Below are 19,088 nucleotides of genomic sequence, written 5' to 3'. Positions count from 1 at the left end.
TTGGTCGACACGCTGTTGACACACATGGTCGTCAGTCGACACGCAGCCGACAAAGAATAACAGAAGCGGCTGGAGCCGACGAGTGGAACCGTGCGCTTAGCGCACAGCAAAAGTGGAGCGCCGGACACTTTCGAAGTTGATCACGTCCGCCTTGCGGGCGCTGCCCGCATCGCCTGCGGCGATGATCCCGCTTTCGTTTCGGGCGTCTTATGTTTACAAGCGGAGGCTGTAAACATACGACCGAACGGAGGCATCGATCTTGCATATCCTGCGTCGCTCGCTCTTGGGGTCCTTGTGGGCCATGATCGGCTGGAAACCGGCTTTCGCCGGGGAAGCGAGCCCGGAATCGGCGATCCGGGAGGAGGCGTCCTCGGTGACGCCCCGGCATGTTCTGTGTTTCCTCGGGAAGGATCGCGACCTCAGCCGCTTGTCCGAGGCAGCAGCCCAAGCGATTCGGGACTTCGCCGATGGATTCAGCGTCGACGAGGAATATTCGCAGGCAGAACCGGATGATCGCATGAGCCGATCGTTCGATGTCTGCTGGGATCGGGTCGAAGCGGATGTGTGGAACGAGGCGGATGAGAAAGCCGTCGCCGATCATCAGTCCGTCCTCTATGTGCTCGGGCCGAGCATGGCGCAGGCGGAGACGGTGAAGGTGTCGATGACCGCGCTGCGTCTCGTCGAGCGACTGATCGCGGCGGGAGCGGTGGCGGTCAAAGGCGAAAGCGCCGGCATCGCCCATGGCCTCGATCGATGGAGAGCGCTGATCGGCCAAGGTGCGGAGGCGGTGAAAGCGGCAGATCCGCTCGCCCAGCAGCGCATCGGCCGGCTCGCTTTCGCCAAGCGGCCGCTCTCGGCGCGGGGATATCTGGAGAGTGTCGGCTTCCATCTCGTCGGGTTGCCGGAAGTCTATGTGCCGGAGACCGCCGGCAGTGAAAGGAAGGTCGTTGCCATTATGGATGCGGTTGCCGACGAGATTGGCGAGCAGGGGCTCGATCCGACGCTCAAGGCGCGCGGGGCCAGGCTCTCGTTCGATTCCACCTATGAAGTGGACGAGTTCAAGTTCAATCCCTACGGCATCGTCAAGCTCGCCGGGTGAGCCTCGTTCCACTCAGTAAAGGCTGTAGTGATAGTCGTAGCTGCGCAGCCAGAGCCGGGGCTTCTTCGGCCCGTCGAGATTGAGCTGCAACAGATTGCGCGCATGAGCAGTGTCGACGACAGCATGGGAACTCGCGATCGCGGCCAGCAAGATCGGCACGACGGCGGACAATTGCCGTATGCCGCCGGAACCTCTTCCTGCCGTCATTTCAAGTTCCTCATATTCACGATCATGCATTGCGATTCACTGGAAAAGCCGATCCCGCCGAGCGGCCGAAGCAATGCATCATTGTCGGCCCGGCGACAATGATCTGAATGGCGGGCAGCCTGCGGCTCAATTGTATTTGATCGTGTCGCTGACCCTGGGACGCGTGAAGAAATGGTGGTCGAAGCTGTAGCTGTCCATTCCCGTGAAGTTTGAAAAGAATGCCGAGACGGGCGTCGTCAATCGATATTGCACGCGGGTCAGCACCACCTGCACCCCGGTCTCCTGTATCTTTTTCGGTATGTCGATGGCGCTTGCCGTGCCGGAAGCAAGCGGCGAGGTGTTGAACGCGGCCGACCAGTTGATGGTTGCCTTACCGCTGTTGTCGACATCGTTGACCGTGACCATAATAGTCAGCCCGGTGGTTTCATAGGGTTGGAGGATGAAGCTTGCGCCGGAGAGAAGCTTAGCGACGTCGGTCTTCGCCCAGGTGCTCTGCTGGGCGATCATGTCGCTCGTGCTGGAAGCGATCTCGTCTATCTTGCGGCTGACGGTCAGGGCATGGCCGAGATCGACGGTGCCGAACAGCAACACGATCAGGATCGGCAGCACCAATGCGAATTCCACGCCGGAAGCCGCCGAACGGTCGCGGGCGAGCCGGCGGATACGGGAGCTGATGAAGCTGATAAGGGGGAGGCTTCGTTTCATCACCATGTCAGAAGGGCTCGTTGCGGAACAGAGCGGACGATCCGAGGAGATAGCTGCCGTTCGAGAGCTTGGCGCTCGACAGGCTGAAGAAGTTGACGGTGGCTCCCCAGGGCAGGAATGCCTGCACCAGAATGTAGTCGCTGCCCTTGCCGATATCGTAGGTCTCGGTGACGGTGAGGTTGCCGCTGTTGTCGATAGGATCGGCGCTGGTGGCGGAGGACAGGTCGGAAAGCACGCTGACCTTGACGACGAGACCGCTGGAGCAGCTGAAGGCCAGAATCATGTCGTCGCAGATCCTGCTCTTGAATCCGGCCAGTGTGATCTTGGTCGAGGCGACCTCGCCGGTGCGGATCATCCGGGAGATCTTGTGAACCGAAGCGTCCAGCGCGGAGTTGACGAAGAACATCAACGACACTTCGATAATGCCGAATATCATGATGAAGAGCGGCAGGGCCAGGATCGCAAATTCGATCGCGGCCACCCCCTTGCGATCGCCGAGCAGGCGGCGAAACGGCGCAAAGCGTTTTCTTGCGGTCATTGAGTCAGCCGGACGGAAGAGAGGTACTGGGTAAAGAGCGTCGACAGGCCTTCCGTGATCTCAGACGACGACGATGCCGAGATGAACAGGCTCTTCGACGATGCGCAGCCGGCAAGCGCATAGGGGATGTAATCCCGCCGCGTGATGCTGCTCGAAACGCCGCTGTCCATGGTGCCGCCCCAGGTGCTCTTCCAGTTGGCGCTGGCCATGGTCGAGCCGACGGTGGCGTTGTAGCCCCAGTCCGAAGTGATCGGCAGATATTCGGTATAGAGCACCGCCATCGTATTGGACTGGTTCTTCAGATAGCCGCACCACTCGGGATTAAGCGGCGCCACCTTATTCCAGTATGAGCCGGAAATCGCCTTTCCCTTGCTCCATACCACTCCGTCGGTGACCCATTCGCGCTGCGACTGCACGCCGTCCGTCAGCAGGAGAACCAGCTTGAGCGGCGAGCCTGAGGTGGTTCCGTCCCCTCCGGCGCCGACTTTCTGCTTGAGCGTTGCAAGCGATACGTCGAAATAGGTGGCGGCCTTCGAGGTCGAGCTGGTGAGGCCGTAGCTCGCGTCCGCCAAGCGGGTACGCGCCGTATCCGTGCTCAGCGTCGGGGTCAGAACTTCGGTGAGCGTATCTCCCAGGCTGTAGAGTCCGACCTTGATCCGTTCATGATTGGCGTCGGATTCGTCGATCATGTCGAGAACTTCGCGGACGGCGTCGCCGGCGACATCGGCACGCAGTTTTATCTTCTTTTCCGAGCTGTATTCATAGTTGTTGGCATATGTCTTCTTGCCGATCATGTGCGCGTCGCCGGTGTGGCAGGCGAACTGGCATCCGATGCCGGCATACATCGTCGCCTGGCCCGATGTCGTTGCCGCCAGCAGCATCGAGGGCGAGGTGTCGATGACGATATAGACGTTGAGATAGGAGGTGGCCGGTCCCTTGACGGCACTCGCCACGCTGACGTCGACGGTCTCGATGTTGGCGATCTTCATGAAGGTGGTCGGAACGGTGCCGCTCGCCGTCGCCGTGATGTTGTGGTTGGCCGTATCGATCTCGATCTCACCCAACGTGTAGCTGTTGTCCACCTGTGCGTGGAACCAGTCGGAAACCTTCTTCTTGAGAGCGTCCGCGTCCTCGACATTGTCGATCTGTTTGACCGCGGCGATCAGGGCCGCGTCAAGGTCGCTCTGCATTCTCTGCCGGACATTGTAGCTGCGGATGTAGTCGAAGCTCGCGCCGACTGCGACGAGCATCGGCACCAGGCTGAGGGCAACGACGATCGCGACATTGCCGGTTCTGTCGCTTCCGAGACCGCGAAGCGTGTGCAAGCATCGACCCAATGAAGATGAAAAAACTGACTTCAAAAAACCACCAACACGCCGGAATGAAAATCGTGATGGCAAGATGTTTCAACGAAGCTGAAGTCTTTGTTAAATCTTGTGAGTTGCAGCCGCCAGCGGACTGGCGGCGGGCTGTTTGCTGCGCTTATCGTACATCTCTGCGAATTATGGATATTCGTGCCGTACTGCGGTACCGGCCTTCCGTTGCCTTCAGCGCTGCATCAGCAGATCGTGCAGGCGCTTCTGAACCTCGTGCGGCGACATGTTCCTGTTGTTGAAGAAGTCGCCGACCACGGCGATCCAGCCTTCCGACATCTGGGTCGGCATGGCCTGGGACTGGGCGCTGACTTCTCCCTTATGCGCCTTGATCATCTCCAATCCAAGTTTGCCGCAGCGATCGAGTCCTGATGGATCGACATCGGTGCGGACGGGCAAAGAGCCCTTGATCCGGCTGAAGGCAACCTGGTTGTCCCGATCGAGCACCATGCGCGCGAAAGCCTGCTGCGCTTGCGCTGTGCCTTCCCGGTTGGTCAGCGGAAAGGCGAAGGCATCGATCACCATGAAATAGGCGATGGAGGTGCCGGGAACGAGGCTGCAGTCGAAATCCTTGTCGACGCTGTAGCCGCGCGCCGCAAGTTCGCCCTTGGCCCAGTCGCCCATGAACTGCATGCCGGCCTTGCCCTGGCCGACCGCCGCAGCCGCATCAGCCCATGTCTTGTCTTTTCGCTGTTCGATCGGCTCCACATAATCGGACAGGCGCAGCAGCATATCCAGCGCCTCGATCATGCGCGGGTCCTGCACCAGTTCTGCATCGCCGCTCATCAGCCGGGCATAACCTTCCGGCCCGAACTTGTGATAGACGATGTCGTTGAAGATGAGCGACACCTCCCATCGGGCGCCGCCGAGCGCGATCGCCCGGCGTCCCGTCGCCTGGATTTTATCGGCCGCATCGAAAAGCTCGTCCCAGGTCTGCGGCGTCTTCACTCCCGCTTCGGCCAATGCCGCCGTGCTCGTCCACAGCCAGTTCTCGGCATGGATATTGGTCGGCGCAAAATAAACCTTTCCCTTGGAGGAGATTCGGTCGAACACCGTCGCGGGAATGACATCGCGCCAGTGATCCGCCTGGGTGACATCGTCTATATCGAGCACGATGCCCATTTCCGGCAGTTCGCGTGATCCTTCGTTGGCATTCCACTGCATCACAGCCGGCGCATATCCGTTGGCAATGCGGTCGCTCACGACCCGCTGGACCGCGACCTTATTCTCCGCCGGCATGTCGACCCATTGGTTGCCGGCCGCTGCCCAGGCCTTGCGGTAAACATCGAGCGCCGCCGCCTCGCTTTTAGACACCCAGAAATGCACGACGTCCACCGCCATGCCCTCTGCCGCGAAAGCCTGCGCCACAGGAGCTGCCGTCGCCAGGGTCGTGGCGAGCCACGTCCGTATGATTGCCCGTCTCATTCGATTTCCTCTTTCGTCGATGATTGTGCCGCCCCGTGCCCGTGCAGCGCGGTTCAGGAGACCATTACAGCCGGCGATTTGCGGGATCGCCCTGATATTCCGCGCACCGGCGGCCGGCGAACCAATCGTTCCGCCACGAGGGCCGGTTCCGGTTTGCCGAACAGATAACCCTGGCCGATGTCGCAACCCGCATGCAGGAGGAAGTCCCGCTGGACCTCCTCCTCGATGCCTTCCGCCACGCACCGTTTGCCGAGGTTGCGCGCCAGATCGATGATCGCCCTGACGATCTGTTCCGATCGGACATCCTTGCCGATTTCGGCAACGAAGCTGCGGTCGATCTTCAGTTCGTCGAAGGGGAAGTCACGCAGATGGACGAGCGACGCAAAGCCGGTGCCGAAATCGTCGAGCGAGACCGAAACTCCATGCTTGCGGAAGCGGGAGATGGTCTCGGCGATCTGATTGGCGCCGCGATTGAGAAAGACGTCTTCAGTGATCTCGATGGAAAAATCGAGCCAGTCGAGCCGGTTTGCTTCGACCGCCGCGGCGATAAGGTCGTAACCGTCATCGCCGACCAGCAGGGCCTCCGGCAGATTGATGGCGACCGATCCCACGCTGAGCCCGGCTGCCTGCCATGCTCTGAGGTCGCGGGCGACGGTGTTGACGATACAGCGCGTCATCCCCTGTATAAGGTGACCTTCCATAAGCGGCAGGAAGCGTCCCGGCGGTAGAATGCCGAGCTGGGGATGACGCCAGCGCACCAATGCCTCGAAGCCGAGGCGCCTGCCGGTCTGCAGGTTGACCTTCTGCTGGTAGTAGACGACGAACTCGTCGCGATCGGCGGCGAAGGCGAGGGCGCTCGCAAGCCGGTTCTGCTCCAGACGCTGGGCGAAGGAGCTTTCGTCGAAAATGACGGCGGTATTGCGCTTGGCCTTTGCGGCATAAAGCGCCAGATCGGCAACGCGCATGAGGGTCGCCTCGTCTGAGGCATGGCCCGGCACGACCGCGCCGCCGAGGCTGGCCGAAACCGGCAGCGACCGGCCCTCGAACTGGCATTCCGTCGCAATGGCTGCGACTGCGCGCCCGGCAATTCCTTCCAGCGTCGCCGCATCTGAAATGCCCGGAAGCAGTGCGGCGAACTCGTCGCCGCCAAGCCGCGCGACGATATCGCCGGACCGGAACGTCTTCTGCAGCGCGCGCGCGACATGGCTCAGAACCGCATCTCCCGCCGGATGACCAAAACTGTCATTGGTGGCCTTAAAGTGGTCGAGGTCGACCAACAGCATGGAAAAGCCTGCCCCCGTCCGCTCAAGGGAGCCAAACAGCCCGTTCAGCGCCTCGTTGAACGACGATCGGTTGCCAAGGCCCGTCAAGGTATCGGTATGCGCCAGATGCGTCAGCTTGATCTCGAAATCCAGGGTCCGGCGGTGTTCGGTGCGCAATTTGACGAGGAGCGGTATGAAAAGGATGAGGGTCGCAAGGATGAGCGTCGCGGCGGTGAGGCTGAGCAGCACGGCACTGATAAGGCGCGTGTGATCGATGCTGACATCGCTCCGGTCATGCGCGCTCTCGATCAAGGCGCTGAACTGACGCATCAGCGTGCTGTCCGAGGAAACGGCAAAGTCGATTGGTCCCCAGAAGCTCTAACGTTCCCGTCGATCCTGCAGTTTTGCTGACACGACGCGTTCGGCCCTCTGAAGGAAATCCTCCAACCGTCCGTCGAGTTCGCGCCGCAATTTCTCGGACGCGCCGTCCTGTCCGTTCAGCCGTTCCAGAAGGTTCGCCTCGACCTGCGTATTCAGCCCCTTCAACTCCACGCTCATGGAGTGGATGTCGTCGATTGCCCTCTGAACGTCCTCGACCATCGGCCTGATAACATACAGGCATATTCGGGTCGGCCGAAGCGCGCATGATGGCGCGCGTCTGGGTGGCCAGTTGCTGGAAGCGGATGAATTGGCGTCCGATCACATAGCTGATGTTCTGCTGCAGCGAATGGCGATCGAGAGCCACCTTGACCGTCAGGAAGGTTGACCCGATCAGAACTGTCATGACCACGACGGCGAGGACGTAATGGCGCCCGATGGAGCGGATATATTTCGCTACGGAGGAATGGGACTCACCGGCCGGCATCACTGTATTTTCCAAATCCGAACCCCACCATTCGCGCTTCATCAAAACAAGACAGGCCGAACGGCCTCCGGGACAACTGCTTCACAATCATTTGCAAGAGATCGGCCATCATGGCCCGGTCCTGCGCGTCGGGTGCGGCGCGCCGGGAGAATGGAGTTCAGATCGCCGCCTGCCTTGGACCGATCTCGTGATCGACGTCCAGCCGGCGACATCTTGTGGGAGCTTTGAGCAAGCCAGGGCGGCGCGATCCGCGGTCAGCTATTCCAGGGGGCGAGGATATTCAGCATCGCGATCGCGCCCGCTGTACTGCCTCTGGATTGATGGTCATAGGCATGCGTACTATCAAACATTTCCACCTCTGAACGCGCTGTCGAACAACGCGGATTTTTGGCTCGTCTCTGAACCCGTCTTCATGGCGGAGAAGTACAAGCAGCACCTCGTTCGGTGGCCCAGCTTGTCGTTCCCTGGTTTAAGAAGCGTAAAAAAATGCAACGAAACCAGGTCCTTGCCACAGGCCCATACGAAATCGTCGTGATCTGGCCAGAGGGTTCGGATTCCGGATAATTGCCTACCTGATTTCCAAACCTAGGCCTTTTCGGACGTGCCGTTTAAACAAAACGCAAGGTAGACCACGACAGGCAAGGCAGTGTTGCCGGAGAAGACGAGAAATTATGAGTATCCATATTGCGTCGACGCGATCCGCTTCGCGCGACGAAATTTGCTGAGCTGCCGGAGACCACAGCGATCTCTTAATTTTCTGGCCGCAATATCCGATGCCAAGCCGACATGCTTGGTCGCGGCGGACCGGAGTCTTTGCATCCGATCTCAGGCCATAACTTCCCCTCAAATGATTTGGGTGGCCTTTGCTAAAGATTCTCGACCGGATGGATGACGCATCCGGTTGTTGCCCATGGTTGAGGAAGATCAATGATGACCGTGTCCCAGTCGCTTCGCCAGCCGGCCCTCCGTACAGAAGGGCACGACCAAGACGCGGCAGTCGATCGGGAGGCCCTGCTCGGGGCCTTGCTCGGCACCTTTCCGCTTCCGGTCTTCTACAAGAACCGGCATGGGCGCTACCTTGGCTGCAACAAGGCCTTCGAGAGTCTGCTTGGTCATGCACGCAATGGGATCATCGGGAAAACCGACGCCGATCTCGATCCGCACCATCATACGGAATGGCATCTGACGCAAGACGATGTTTGCCCCGAAAGCGGCGGGGCCCAACACTGCGAGACCAAAATCACGACAGCTGGCGGTGCGGTGCGTGATGTCGTCGTCAACAAGGTGGTGTTGTCGGGAGCAAACGGCGCCGCCGGCGTGATCGGCGCCATCGTCGACATTACCGAGCACAAGCAGGCGGGGCGGGATCTCAAGAAGGCGCTTGAATTTGCCGAAGGAATCATCACCGCCATTCCCGATGTCCTCTTCGAGGTGGATGAGGACGGCCGGTATCTTCAGGTCTGGACACGAAATCCGGAACTGCTGGCCCAGCAGAAGGAGATGCTGCTCGGAAGGACTGTCAATGACGTCCTTGCGCCCGATCAGGCCGCCATCGCGATGGAGGCGTTGCGCGAGGCCGCCAAGGAGGGCGTTGCCTATGGGCGATGCATTTCCATCGCCCTGCCGAACGGCGAGAGGCGGTGGTTCGAACTCTCCGTGGCCAGACGGCCGAGTGCCGATCCTGCTGCCGCGACCACGCTCCTGGCGTTCTCGCGCGACATTACCGAGCGGAAGCAGGCGGAAGACGCCATCAACCTGGTGCGAATGCAGCTGCTCAGCGTGCTTCGGACCATGCCCGATATGGTGTGGGTCAAGGACATGGACGGTGTCTATCTGCTGTGCAACCACGCCTTCGAGCGGCTGACCGGATTGGCGGAAGCCGACGTTGTCGGGAAAACCGATTTCGAGCTGTTCGACGTCGAAAGGGCGCGGTTTTTTCGGGAATCGGACAAGGCGGCTGTCGAGGCTGGAGAATGCATCCTCAGCGATGAGGAATGGGTCATTTCTCAGGAGAACGGGCAATCTGTTCTGCTTGAAACACGCAAGGTGCCGGTCATGGATGCAGGGGGAGGCGTCGTCGGGGTTCTCGGTGTGGCGCGCGACGTTACCGAATTGAACGTCTCGCGCCAGAAAATCCACCAGATGGCCTTTTACGATCCCCTGACCTCCTTGCCGAACCGATCGCTGTTCAACGACCGGCTGCGGCAGATGATCACTTCAGCCGTGTCGCGAGGTCAGCGGGCCGGCGTGGCGCTGATCGACATCGACCACTTCAAGGTGGTCAACGATACGATGGGGCATCCCGTCGGCGATGAACTGCTCTGCCAGGCGGCGGCCCGCCTCAAGGCGAGCGTCCGCGACTACGACACTGTCGCCCGTCTCGGCGGCGATGAATTCGCGATCCTGCTGCCGGAGATCCGTCAGGGCGACGACCTCGGCCGGATTGCCGGCACGATCCTCGAGAGGTTCAAGGAAGGCTTTCTGCTGGATGGCAAGGAAGTGTTCATTTCGTGCAGCGTCGGCATCGCGCTCTATCCCGATGACAGCGCCGACGTCAACGATCTCGTGAAATACGCCGACTCCGCGATGTATCTCGCCAAACGCTCGGGGCGAAACAGCTTTCGCTTCTATTCAAAGGACCTGACGGCGAGCGCCGAAGAGCGCATGCGGCTGGAATCAGATTTGCGCCGTGCCATCGAGCGTGGTGAATTGGAGTTGCACTACCAGCCCAAGGTGCTCCTGGACAGCGGCGCCATGATCGGATCCGAGGCCCTGTTGAGATGGCGCCACCCGGACATGGGCATGGTTCCTCCCTTCCGCTTCATTCCGGTCGCGGAAGATACGGGGCTGATCGTGGAGCTCGGCCGATGGGTGCTGCGTGAGGCGTGCGAGACGGCCGCCGAGCTGAATGCCGACGGCCGGATACCGCACAAGGTAGCAATCAACCTGTCGGTCAAGCAGTTCCAGTCCGCCGGCTTGATAAAGTCTATCGCCGAGATTCTTGAGGAGACCGGCTGCCGCGCCGAATGGGTCGAAATCGAAATCACCGAAAGCCTGCTTCTGGATCAGAAGGATGAAACGTTGCATATGCTTTCCGAGCTTCGGAGCATGGGATTTTCGATCGCCATCGATGATTTCGGCACGGGCTATTCGGCGCTGAACTATCTGGCCCGTTTTCCCATCGACACGCTGAAGATCGACCGCTCTTTCATCAACAGCGCCGACAAGCGTAACGAGGAACTTGTCAAGGCGATCCTCTCCATCGCGCGCTGCCTCGGCCAAAATGTGGTGGCCGAAGGCGTCGAGACCGCCGAGCAGGCAGCCTTCCTGGCGGCCCACGGATGCGCATCCGCGCAAGGTTTCCTCTACAGCAAAGCCCTGCCGAAGATGGAAATCATGGCTCTGCGGCTGGCCTCTTCGATGGGCGAGTCTCCCGCAAGCGCGATGCCCTAGCCCTCAGCCGCCGATTTCCCTGGAGCCGTGTTCGACGCCGTCCTGACGTCCCCGATCTCGGACCGTGCCCGAAAGCCTCGTCCGAAGCTCCGCCATCAGCCATCTCGCCGCAGGTCCGGGCGGGTTTGCAACGTTGCGTATCACGTGGATCGGATATTCATCCTGATCGAAGGCAGGAAACCGGAGATGGACGAGACGGCTATCGGCAAGATCGTCCTTGACTAGATAGGCCGGAAGCCCGCCCCAGCCCAGTCCGCCGCGGATGAAAAGATGCTTCGTTGCATTGTCGCTGACCCGCCAAGTCTTGAGCGAAAATACGTTGAAATCGCGGCCCTTGGTCAGCCCCGAGGCGTCATAGACGACGAGCTGGGTTTCATCGCGCACGTCGGCAAGGTTTAGCGGCCGGCGCAGCATGCCGAGAGGATGGTCGGCGGCGGCGACCGGGATCATCGCCGACTGGCCGATCCGCTCGAAAACGATCTGATCGTTCCTGGTTGCCATGGCACCGCCGAAGCCGACGGCGGCCTTTCCTGCCATGACCGCATCCATGACGATCCCGAGCGTGCCGACGGTCACGTTCAGTGAGACGGTCGGATAATGAGTGCGGAAGGCGCGCAGCACGTCGACGACGATATCCGACGGCACGATGGCGCTCATCGCGACATTGAGTTCCGCCTCCAGTCCATCGCTCAAAGCGCGCACGCGTGCCCGCATCAGGTCGAGGTCGCCGAGCAGCCGGCGCGCATCCTCCAGCACGGATCGGCCGGCCTCCGTAAGCTGCGGCCGCTTGGTGCCGGAACGGCTGAAAAGCGCCACGCGCAGCTGTGCTTCGAGATTGGCGATCGTATAGCTAATGACCGACTGCGTGCGGTTCAGCGCGCGGGAGGCTGCCGAGAAACTGCCTTTCTCCACCACGGTCAGGAATACGTGAAGCTGATCCAAGGTCGGATGCGGCTGCATATCTCATCGATCCTGTCGATAAATTATTTCGAAAATATACCGATTTTCACGATGGGTAGCCAGCTTTATCTGTAAGGCTAATTCAAGGCTGCCTGCCGCAGCCAGCCATCGTTCAGGAGGTTCGAGTTGTCCAATGCTACGACCATTTCGCCAGCGCCCCGTGCGGGAAGATTGCTGCAGATCGCGATATGGTCCGCGCAGGTGCTCATCTTCGCCGCTTTCACCTTGTTCGGCTGCATGAAATTCTTCATGCCGGTCGATCAATTGGCGGCGATGTGGGTCTGGCCGGGCCAGGTTCCCGCCTGGTTTTTACGGCTCATGGGCATCATCGATTTTGCCGGCGGCGTCGGCGTCCTGCTGCCGGCCCTGACCCGCATCCAGCCGCGTCTGACCGTGCTTGCGGCGATTGGCTGCGTGCTGCTGCAGATCGCTGCGATGATCTTTCATCTCTCCCGCGGCGAAGCGCCGGCCCTGCCGCTCAACGTTATCCTGCTTGGCCTTTCCGCCTTCATCCTCTGGGGCCGCGGCAGGCGGGCGCCTGTAACGCCGCGCGGATAAAGAACGACCGCTTGCGAGTTCGCCTCGCAGCAAGGCGAGCGGCCGGGGATTTCCCATTTTGCCGAATTCCTAAGCTGCAGATACGGTCGGTTCTCAAAGCTGACGATTGCCTTATCCGAATTTCGCAATGCTGTCCGGTCGGCGCAGCAAAGCTCCGGACTGAGCCGCCCGCAGGGGAAAAGTAAGAGTTTGTTAAGGTTGACAAGGCGTTTACTGGCTGCCGGGACGAACGCAACGCATTGAAATGAAAAGCGAAGACGTTCCCGCCGATTGGCAATGAAACACGCCGAATCCTGGAGACATGAGAGTTTCCATCCTCCCAGGCACAACGAAAAAATAATGAATGAGAATGGCTGAAATTATCCAGTTTCCAAATCCGGTCTCCAATATTGCGACGAATGCTCATGACCTGCAGACCGCAGCCGGACCGTCCGGCGGCTCCGACATTGACCAGATGCTCCAGGCCCGCGCCCGCATCGAAAGGGTTCTGCACGAACTCGACAGATTGACCGGTGAGCTCGGCCAGTTGTTTATCGAGGGCTGACAGCGGAATGTTCGGTCGGCGCGTTCTTGCTTACTCCGATGACGTCCCAGCAAGACGCAGCGGGATGCAGAGCGGCCGGCCGTGAACGGGATCGGTTATGACCCTTGCCTGCACCCCGAAGACGTCGGCGACCATCGCCTCGGTGACCAGATCGGCGGGCGCCCCCGTGGCGACGATCTCGCCGCCCCGGAGAAAAACCAGCGTGTCGCCGTAGCGCGCTGCGAGATTGAGGTCGTGCAGGACGAGGACCACGGTTCTGCCGAATTGCTGCTTGAGACGGTCGACCAGTTCGAGGCATTCGAGCTGGTGGGCGAGGTCGAGATGGTTGACCGGCTCATCGAGGCAGATGATGTCGGTCTCCTGCGCCAGAACCATGGCGATCCAGGCGCGCTGCAACTGGCCGCCCGAGAGCGAGCCCAGCCTGCGGTCACGCAGATGCCCGACGCCGGTGCCTGCCATCGCCTGCTCGATCGCCTCCGCGTCGCCGGCGTTCCAGGGCTGCAGCAGCGTCTGGTGCGGATAGCGGCCTAGCCGGACGAGCTCCTGCACCGTCATGTCTTCGGGGGCTGAAGGACTCTGGGTCAAGAGCCCGATCTTCCTGGCGAGCGCCTTTTCCCCGAGGCTGTGAAGGCTCAGTTCCTCAAGGAGGACCTCGCCCTTGCTGGGCTTGTGCAGCCTGCGGATCGCTCTCAGCAGGGTGGATTTGCCGCAGCCGTTCGCGCCCGCCAGCACGGTGATCTTGCCCCTGGGGATGGCGAGCGACAGGGAATGCAGGACGTTGACCTTGCCATAATCCAGGCTCAGCCCTTCGATCGATATGACGTTTCCGGTGGGGGTCGCACTAGCCATGGCGCTGGTTTCTCATCAGGAGATAGAGGAAATACGGAGCGCCGATGACGGCCGGAACCGTTCCGGCAGGCACCTCCGTCGGCGAAAAGAGCAACCGGACGATAATATCCGCGCCCACCAGCATCGACGCTCCGATGAAGAAGCTGCCGATCAGGCCGAAATGGACGCCTCGTCCGATCAGCCGGCGCGCCAGATGCGGCGCCATCAGGCCGATGAAGCCGACGCCGCCGACGAAGGCGGCCGAAAGTGCGGAGATGGCCGCGGCAAGGACGAAGATCTGAATGCGGAAGCTCGGCAAGTTGAGGCCGACGCTTCTGGCCGACATCTCGTCGAGGTCGGCCGGCGGCAGCCTGCGGGCGACGATCAGCACGACGAGGGTCAGCGGGAGCATGCCGATCGCCGTGATCCGGATCTCGTTCCAATTGATCTCGTTGACTGCGCCGGCGATCCAGCGGGCGGCCTGTCCTGCCTGGTAGACCGGGCCGACAAGCATGGCGATGACCGTCAATGATTTGAGCACCGCGGCAACGGCGGTGCCGAAGAGAAGCAGACGGATCGCCGACGCCGCCTGGCGGCCGGCAAAGGCGAAGACGACGAAGATCGCCGCAATCGATCCGGCAACCGCTGCGACGGGCTGATAGGCGACCGAGGTGACGAGCGCGTTCGACTCATTGGAGAGCGCCGCAAGGAAGCAGACGACCGCCAGCGCGGCGCCGTCGACGACGCCCAATATGCCGGGCGATGCGAGTTCGTTGCGGGTGACGCGCTGGAGAAGATATCCGGCGACCGCAAAGCCCCCGCCCGCCAGAGCAGCGATCACGACACGCGGCAGGCGGAACTGCAGGATGATGACGGTTTTGCCGCGAACCTCGGCGCCGAGAAGGACGTCCCAAACCTGGGCAAGCGGGATCCAGGTGGAGCCGAATGCCACGCCGGTCGAAGCGAGAGCGAGGAAGAGCAGGACGATCGCCGCGAGCGTCAGAGTAGTTCTGGAGGCTGCGAGCGGCCGGACAGGCGAGGTCATGCCGCTCTCCGTTTAAGCAGGATGAGCAGCGTGATGCCGCCGACGGTGGAGGTGATCGCGCCGACCGGAGCCTCAGTGGGATAAATGATGAAACGCGCGAGAATATCGGCCGCAGTCGTGTAGATGGCGCCGATCAGTGCCGAGGTGAGGATGAGGCGGCGATGGCTGAGGCCGACGAGCCATCGGGCGAGGTGCGGCACGACGAAACCGACGAAGCCGACCGGACCGGCCATGCAGACGCCGGCTCCCGTCAGTAGCGAGACAGTCAGGAAGCCGGCCCAGCGCACGACGGCGAGCGGCACGCCGAGATTTGCTGCTGTCGTATCGTCGGCCTGCAGGGCGTCGAGCGGCTGCGCGAGCATCCATGCGGCCGCCAGCCCGGCCATGACCACGGGTGCGCCGCCGATCGCAAAGGCGATCGGCCGGTCGGCAAACGAGCCGGTCAGCCAGAAGAGCAGCTCCTTGAGCTGGGCTTCGTTGGTGGTCAGGATGATCTGGACGATCGAAAATGCCAGACCGCCGACGGTCACGCCGACGAGCACGATGCGGATCGGCGAGAAGCCTCCCGAAGTGGCGGCGACGCCGAAGACGAGCAGGCTGGTCGCCAGTGCGCCCGAAATGGCCGCCACCGACATCCCGGCAATCGAGCCGATCCCGAGCCAGACGCTGGAGGCGACGACCGCGAGAGCTGCGCCGGCATTGATGCCGAGCGTATCGGGGGAGGCGATGCGATTGCGCGCCAGCGTCTGAGTCAAGACGCCGGCGACACCGAGAGCGGCGCCGACGAGCGGCGCAAGAAGAGCCCGGGGGATGCGCAGCGTGGTGATGACGACGGCGCTTTCCGATCCGTCGAAAGCGAAGATGGCGTTCCAGATCGCAGCCGGCCAATATTGCCGATATCCCACTGCCACGCTGGCTGCGACGAAAAGGATGAGGATCGCCGGCAAGGCGATCGCCAGCAATGTCATCGGCCGCGAAGACGTGGAGAGGGGGATAGAGCGCACGAGTTTCAGCTTGACTTTAAGTGGACAATGTATCTCATCTTATGACCCAACCGATTGGTCGAAAAATCATTCAATTGTCAAGTTCGAGGCCTGTGTGCGTACGAAATCCATTCTGCTGGCGGCGTTCGCTGCCATTCTGTCCCTCATCGCCGTAACGGCGGTCGGCGCGCGCGAAGTAACCCATGCCATGGGCGTTACCGACGTCCCTGATGCGCCGAAGAGGATCGTCGTGCTGACGAACGAGGGAACGGAAGCGCTGTTGGCGATGGGCATCAAGCCGGTCGGTGCCGTGCGGTCCTGGCTCGGCAAACCCTGGTACGACCACATCGCCCCTCAGATGGAGGGCGTAACCGTCGTCGGCGACGAGTCGGCCGTCAACCTCGAACTGATCGCCTCGCTCGAACCCGATCTCATCCTCGGCACAAAATTCCGGCAGGAGAAGATTTATTCGCAGCTTTCGGCCATCGCCCCCACGGTCCTTTCCGAACGAATCAGAAGCGACTGGAAAGGCAACATGAAACTTTATGCCGCCGCCGTCGGGAAACTGCCGGGAGCGGAAGCGGCCTTCACGGCCTATGACGACCGCGTCGCCGCGATCAGCAAGGCGCTGGGGGATAAAAAGGCCGAAAAGATCTCGCTCGTGCGCTTCATGCCGGGGCGAACGCGGATTCTGCTGAAGGATACTTTTGCCGGCAATGTTTTGAGCCAGATCGGCTTTGCGCGGCCAGCAAACCAGGATCGGATGGAATTCGCCGACGAGGTGACGAAGGAGCGCACGCCCGAATTCGAAGGCGATCGGCTCTTCTACCTGGTTTATGACACCGGTGACGGCAAGACGGCCGCCGCCGCGGCCGACTGGACGTCCGACCCGCTCTGGAACAATCTTGCTGTTGTCAAGGCCGGCAAGGTCGGCGCCGTCAGCGACGCCGTCTGGAATACGGCCGGCGGGATTGTCGCCGCCAACCTGATGCTCGACGATATCGAAAAGCTATACGGGCTGCCTGCCTCGCGCTGACGCGTCGCAGGCCGCTTTCCGCAACCCCCACGCAGCGGCACTGTCAATCTGTCCCCGACCTCCCGTGGCAAAGGGCCGCGACGATACGATCGGCCATGAAAGCACAGCGCGCGCCATCGAACGGGAACAGGGCGGCGAATGCGCCGGAGAGCTGTTTTTCGATCGATTGCCGCATCATCTTCCGCGCCCGGTGCAGCCGGGTCTTGATGGTTTCAGCTCTTATGCCGAGGCAAGATGCCGCCTCCTCGGTGCTCATACCCTCGACGTCACGCAGCACGAAAACGGCGCGGAAGTCTTCCGGGAGTTCGTCGACAGCATGTTCAAGGAGATGCCTCGCCTGGCTCCTGGACAGCTCGGTTTCCGGATCCGTAGCCGACATAGAGGAAGGAAACTGTAATACCTCGCCACCCCGCGACGCCCTCTGCATGTCGATATCCTCAAGCCCGGTCGTGTTCCTGACCGCTCGCACGCGACCCATCGCCTCGTTCAGGACAATGCGGGTCAGCCATGTCGACAGTTGCGCATCGCCGCGGAACGCCGCCAGGTTGGTGAATGCCTTTATATAGGCGGCCTGGACGACATCTTCCGCCTCCGCATCGTCACGGATGACAGCCCTCGCCGTCCGGAACAGGCGCCGGTTGTGACGTTGAACGATGGCGCGGATGGCGGGCTCGTCGCCCTTTTTTGCCAGCGGCACGAGGTCGTCGTCGGAAAGCGTCGATATGTCGGGCCGGTGTGGTGCGGCCGGAACCGCAATGGCTGTCATGGAAACTACGCCTGGCTGCTTTGTCGTTCCTTTGGAGTCCGGCCTATGGCCGAACGTCCAGTGTGCCCGTCATGGCGGGATGAAAGCGGCAGTAATAATCGACCGCTCCCGCTCGGCTGATCGTCATGCGGCCCTCCGATTTCGGCGGCAGATCGATGTCGAAACTCTTGTCGCGAGCCGTCGCCGTATGCCGGAATATATCATCGTTTCGCCAGACGATCACGTCGCCAACCTTAAGCTCGGCAGGCGGCGGACCGAATTTCATGCCTGTGATGGTGACCTTATAATCAGCCGCGGCAGCAACCCCGCTGCCTGTCCAGAGCAGCGTAAACAGCAGCAGCGATTTCATCAGCAGGTCCATCGCCAGCCTACTTCATCATCGAAGCAAGATGCTCGGCATGCATCTGGTGTTGTTTAAAGAGGGTCAGGCCCGTTTCCAGGAGCGACTTCAACTCCTTGTTCTGAGCGGAGGGGATAAGCACGTCGGCAAGCGCATCGTTGACCGACTTGTGATAGGTGACTTCGTTTTCGACATAGGCCTTGTCGAAAGCCGCACCGTCGAGAGCGCCGAGCGTCGCCAGTTCCTTGTTCGCCTGTGTCGACAGCGACTGGCTAACGGCATTGTCTTCAGGTGTCACCTTCAGCTTCTTGACAAGGGCAAGCGCCTGATCATTGACGGCCTTGTGGTCGCGCTCCATCGTCTTGGCGAATTCGATGACTTCGGCATTCTTGCTTTTCTTCAGCGCCTGTTCCGCGGCAGTGACGTCGATCTCGCCTGCCGTATAGGCGATATGGGCGATCTGCGGATCGGTCGGCTTGGCATCGGCGGCGACCGCGGCGGTGCCGAGCGAGGCCGCTATCAGGGCTGCGCCGAAAACATGTTTCAACATGATCTGTCTTCCTTGTGTCGTGTGACGGAATGGCCTCCGCGGCAGTGTCGCGCCTTTGGAAGCAGACATTGGATGCAGATCGGTCGAAAAGGTTCCCGGAAATTTTATGTGGGCGGCATCTTATCGGTGCCGGGCGCGATGCTTCGGTCTTTGCCGAGGAAGCGCTGCAGCACGATAGCGTGATTGTGCTGCAGGTCTTTCGCCGCGTAGAGAAGCGTCGCGTCCGATTTCCCGATCTGGCGTTCGAGCTCCTCGACGGCCGACGCGTTCTTTTCGAGTTCGCGCCGGTAACGGCGCTGGAATTCGGTCCATTTGGCGGGATCGTGGCCGAACCAGCGACGCAGCGCCGGGCTCGGCGCGATCTTCTTCAGCCAGAGATCGACTGACGCATCCTGCTTGCTCAACCCGCGCGGCCAGAGCCTATCGACGAGTATGCGGATGCCGTCTTTGTCTTCTTTCGCTTCGTAGATTCGTTTGATGTGCACGGCCATTTGCTCACCCGCATAGGTTCAGAACCGGTTTCGACCGAAGGGACGAGCGTAGGACCTGGT

At 61.1% G+C, this 19,088-nt stretch carries 19 protein-coding genes and 1 pseudogene; 5 read left to right on the top strand and 15 right to left on the bottom strand.

The window, feature by feature from the left end; all coding sequences use genetic code 11:
- Positions 1–259: 259 nt before the first annotated feature.
- Positions 260–1,099: a hypothetical protein gene (locus C4N04_RS25780; protein ID WP_077988981.1), complete on the top strand. Its 840-nt coding sequence runs from the start codon at positions 260–262 to the stop codon at positions 1,097–1,099.
- A 12-nt stretch (positions 1,100–1,111) separates the two neighbouring features.
- Here C4N04_RS25780 and C4N04_RS31640 read toward each other — a convergent pair whose 3' ends face one another.
- The 7 genes and pseudogenes from C4N04_RS31640 to C4N04_RS32525 form a co-directional block, all read right to left on the bottom strand.
- The gene (locus C4N04_RS31640; protein ID WP_096764145.1) at positions 1,112–1,306 is read right to left on the bottom strand and encodes a hypothetical protein; all 195 of its coding nucleotides are present in this window, start codon (positions 1,304–1,306) and stop codon (positions 1,112–1,114) included.
- A gap of 126 nt (positions 1,307–1,432) precedes the next feature.
- The gene (locus C4N04_RS25775; protein ID WP_106797365.1) at positions 1,433–2,017 is read right to left on the bottom strand and encodes a TadE/TadG family type IV pilus assembly protein; all 585 of its coding nucleotides are present in this window, start codon (positions 2,015–2,017) and stop codon (positions 1,433–1,435) included.
- A 1-nt stretch (position 2,018) separates the two neighbouring features.
- Positions 2,019–2,549, bottom strand: coding sequence for a TadE/TadG family type IV pilus assembly protein (locus C4N04_RS25770; RefSeq protein ID WP_106797364.1), 531 nt, complete (start codon positions 2,547–2,549; stop codon positions 2,019–2,021).
- Positions 2,546–3,910, bottom strand: coding sequence for a TadE/TadG family type IV pilus assembly protein (locus C4N04_RS25765; RefSeq protein ID WP_106797363.1), 1,365 nt, complete (start codon positions 3,908–3,910; stop codon positions 2,546–2,548). The genes C4N04_RS25770 and C4N04_RS25765 overlap by 4 nt, the downstream gene beginning before the upstream one ends.
- A gap of 186 nt (positions 3,911–4,096) precedes the next feature.
- On the bottom strand, positions 4,097–5,347 hold the full coding sequence (locus tag C4N04_RS25760; RefSeq protein WP_096764147.1) for an ABC transporter substrate-binding protein: 1,251 nt from the start codon (positions 5,345–5,347) through the stop codon (positions 4,097–4,099).
- Between the two features lie 53 nt (positions 5,348–5,400).
- Positions 5,401–7,474, bottom strand: a pseudogene (locus C4N04_RS25755) (EAL domain-containing protein).
- Complete coding sequence (locus tag C4N04_RS32525) at positions 7,461–7,586, bottom strand: hypothetical protein (protein WP_280950831.1); 126 nt, start codon at positions 7,584–7,586, stop codon at positions 7,461–7,463. Before C4N04_RS32525 ends, C4N04_RS25755 begins: the two are co-directional and overlap by 14 nt.
- Before the next feature lie 815 nt (positions 7,587–8,401).
- Between C4N04_RS32525 and C4N04_RS25750 the strand changes: the two genes are divergently transcribed.
- Positions 8,402–10,927 carry an EAL domain-containing protein gene (locus C4N04_RS25750; protein ID WP_106797362.1) on the top strand — a complete coding sequence of 842 codons (2,526 nt, stop codon included), beginning with the start codon at positions 8,402–8,404 and terminating at the stop codon, positions 10,925–10,927.
- A 3-nt stretch (positions 10,928–10,930) separates the two neighbouring features.
- Here the strand turns inward: C4N04_RS25750 and C4N04_RS25745 are convergent, their stop codons facing one another.
- Positions 10,931–11,887: a LysR family transcriptional regulator gene (locus tag C4N04_RS25745; RefSeq protein WP_077988989.1), complete on the bottom strand. Its 957-nt coding sequence runs from the start codon at positions 11,885–11,887 to the stop codon at positions 10,931–10,933.
- Between the two features lie 126 nt (positions 11,888–12,013).
- Here C4N04_RS25745 and C4N04_RS25740 point away from each other — a divergent pair, with 126 nt between their 5' ends.
- Both C4N04_RS25740 and C4N04_RS25730 read left to right on the top strand, forming a co-directional pair.
- Positions 12,014–12,445, top strand: coding sequence for a DoxX family protein (locus C4N04_RS25740; protein WP_077988990.1), 432 nt, complete (start codon positions 12,014–12,016; stop codon positions 12,443–12,445).
- Between the two features lie 349 nt (positions 12,446–12,794).
- Positions 12,795–12,989 carry a hypothetical protein gene (locus C4N04_RS25730; protein ID WP_010058939.1) on the top strand — a complete coding sequence of 65 codons (195 nt, stop codon included), beginning with the start codon at positions 12,795–12,797 and terminating at the stop codon, positions 12,987–12,989.
- Positions 12,990–13,019: 30 nt separating this feature from the next.
- Here C4N04_RS25730 and C4N04_RS25725 read toward each other — a convergent pair whose 3' ends face one another.
- The 3 genes from C4N04_RS25725 to C4N04_RS25715 are packed head-to-tail and all read right to left on the bottom strand — an operon-like array spanning position 13,020 to position 15,866.
- The gene (locus C4N04_RS25725) at positions 13,020–13,838 is read right to left on the bottom strand and encodes an ABC transporter ATP-binding protein (RefSeq protein ID WP_077988992.1); all 819 of its coding nucleotides are present in this window, start codon (positions 13,836–13,838) and stop codon (positions 13,020–13,022) included.
- The gene (locus C4N04_RS25720) at positions 13,831–14,862 is read right to left on the bottom strand and encodes an iron ABC transporter permease (protein ID WP_096764152.1); all 1,032 of its coding nucleotides are present in this window, start codon (positions 14,860–14,862) and stop codon (positions 13,831–13,833) included. Before C4N04_RS25720 ends, C4N04_RS25725 begins: the two co-directional genes overlap by 8 nt.
- The gene (locus C4N04_RS25715; RefSeq protein WP_245345101.1) at positions 14,859–15,866 is read right to left on the bottom strand and encodes an iron ABC transporter permease; all 1,008 of its coding nucleotides are present in this window, start codon (positions 15,864–15,866) and stop codon (positions 14,859–14,861) included. Before C4N04_RS25715 ends, C4N04_RS25720 begins: the two co-directional genes overlap by 4 nt.
- Before the next feature lie 94 nt (positions 15,867–15,960).
- On the opposite strand from C4N04_RS25715, the gene C4N04_RS25710 reads away from it, so the two are divergent.
- Positions 15,961–16,881, top strand: a complete 921-nt coding sequence (locus tag C4N04_RS25710) for an iron-siderophore ABC transporter substrate-binding protein (protein WP_245345100.1) — start codon at positions 15,961–15,963, stop codon at positions 16,879–16,881.
- Between the two features lie 43 nt (positions 16,882–16,924).
- On the opposite strand, the gene C4N04_RS25705 is transcribed toward C4N04_RS25710, so the two are convergent.
- From C4N04_RS25705 to C4N04_RS25690, 4 genes are all read right to left on the bottom strand, one after another.
- Positions 16,925–17,647 (bottom strand): RNA polymerase sigma factor, encoded by a 723-nt coding sequence (locus tag C4N04_RS25705; RefSeq protein ID WP_106797361.1) that lies wholly within the window; start codon positions 17,645–17,647, stop codon positions 16,925–16,927.
- 43 nt (positions 17,648–17,690) lie between these two features.
- Positions 17,691–18,008 (bottom strand): cupredoxin family copper-binding protein, encoded by a 318-nt coding sequence (locus C4N04_RS25700; protein ID WP_009996511.1) that lies wholly within the window; start codon positions 18,006–18,008, stop codon positions 17,691–17,693.
- Positions 18,009–18,015: 7 nt separating this feature from the next.
- Positions 18,016–18,537 (bottom strand): DUF4142 domain-containing protein, encoded by a 522-nt coding sequence (locus C4N04_RS25695; protein ID WP_106797360.1) that lies wholly within the window; start codon positions 18,535–18,537, stop codon positions 18,016–18,018.
- Between the two features lie 104 nt (positions 18,538–18,641).
- On the bottom strand, positions 18,642–19,028 hold the full coding sequence (locus tag C4N04_RS25690; protein WP_106797359.1) for a DUF488 domain-containing protein: 387 nt from the start codon (positions 19,026–19,028) through the stop codon (positions 18,642–18,644).
- Between the last annotated feature and the right edge of the window lie 60 nt (positions 19,029–19,088).

Origin of the sequence: Rhizobium sp. H4 (assembly GCF_003013335.1) — a bacterium.
Classification (GTDB): Bacteria; Pseudomonadota; Alphaproteobacteria; order Rhizobiales; family Rhizobiaceae; genus Rhizobium; species Rhizobium sophoriradicis.
The sequence above is the reverse complement of the archived record's forward strand: the minus strand, read 5'-3'. Positions and strand labels throughout refer to the sequence as shown.

Coding starts and splice junctions, on each gene's coding strand:
- C4N04_RS25700 (WP_009996511.1), bottom strand. CDS start 18,008: ATGGACCTGCTGATGAAATCGCTGCTGCTGTTTACGCTGCTCTGGACA.
- C4N04_RS25695 (WP_106797360.1), bottom strand. CDS start 18,537: ATGTTGAAACATGTTTTCGGCGCAGCCCTGATAGCGGCCTCGCTCGGC.
- C4N04_RS25745 (WP_077988989.1), bottom strand. CDS start 11,887: ATGCAGCCGCATCCGACCTTGGATCAGCTTCACGTATTCCTGACCGTG.
- C4N04_RS25725 (WP_077988992.1), bottom strand. CDS start 13,838: ATGGCTAGTGCGACCCCCACCGGAAACGTCATATCGATCGAAGGGCTG.
- C4N04_RS25690 (WP_106797359.1), bottom strand. CDS start 19,028: ATGGCCGTGCACATCAAACGAATCTACGAAGCGAAAGAAGACAAAGAC.
- C4N04_RS25720 (WP_096764152.1), bottom strand. CDS start 14,862: ATGACCTCGCCTGTCCGGCCGCTCGCAGCCTCCAGAACTACTCTGACG.
- C4N04_RS25750 (WP_106797362.1), top strand. CDS start 8,402: ATGATGACCGTGTCCCAGTCGCTTCGCCAGCCGGCCCTCCGTACAGAA.
- C4N04_RS31640 (WP_096764145.1), bottom strand. CDS start 1,306: ATGACGGCAGGAAGAGGTTCCGGCGGCATACGGCAATTGTCCGCCGTC.
- C4N04_RS25730 (WP_010058939.1), top strand. CDS start 12,795: ATGGCTGAAATTATCCAGTTTCCAAATCCGGTCTCCAATATTGCGACG.
- C4N04_RS25775 (WP_106797365.1), bottom strand. CDS start 2,017: ATGGTGATGAAACGAAGCCTCCCCCTTATCAGCTTCATCAGCTCCCGT.
- C4N04_RS25770 (WP_106797364.1), bottom strand. CDS start 2,549: ATGACCGCAAGAAAACGCTTTGCGCCGTTTCGCCGCCTGCTCGGCGAT.
- C4N04_RS32525 (WP_280950831.1), bottom strand. CDS start 7,586: ATGATGGCCGATCTCTTGCAAATGATTGTGAAGCAGTTGTCCCGGAGG.
- C4N04_RS25760 (WP_096764147.1), bottom strand. CDS start 5,347: ATGAGACGGGCAATCATACGGACGTGGCTCGCCACGACCCTGGCGACG.
- C4N04_RS25705 (WP_106797361.1), bottom strand. CDS start 17,647: ATGACAGCCATTGCGGTTCCGGCCGCACCACACCGGCCCGACATATCG.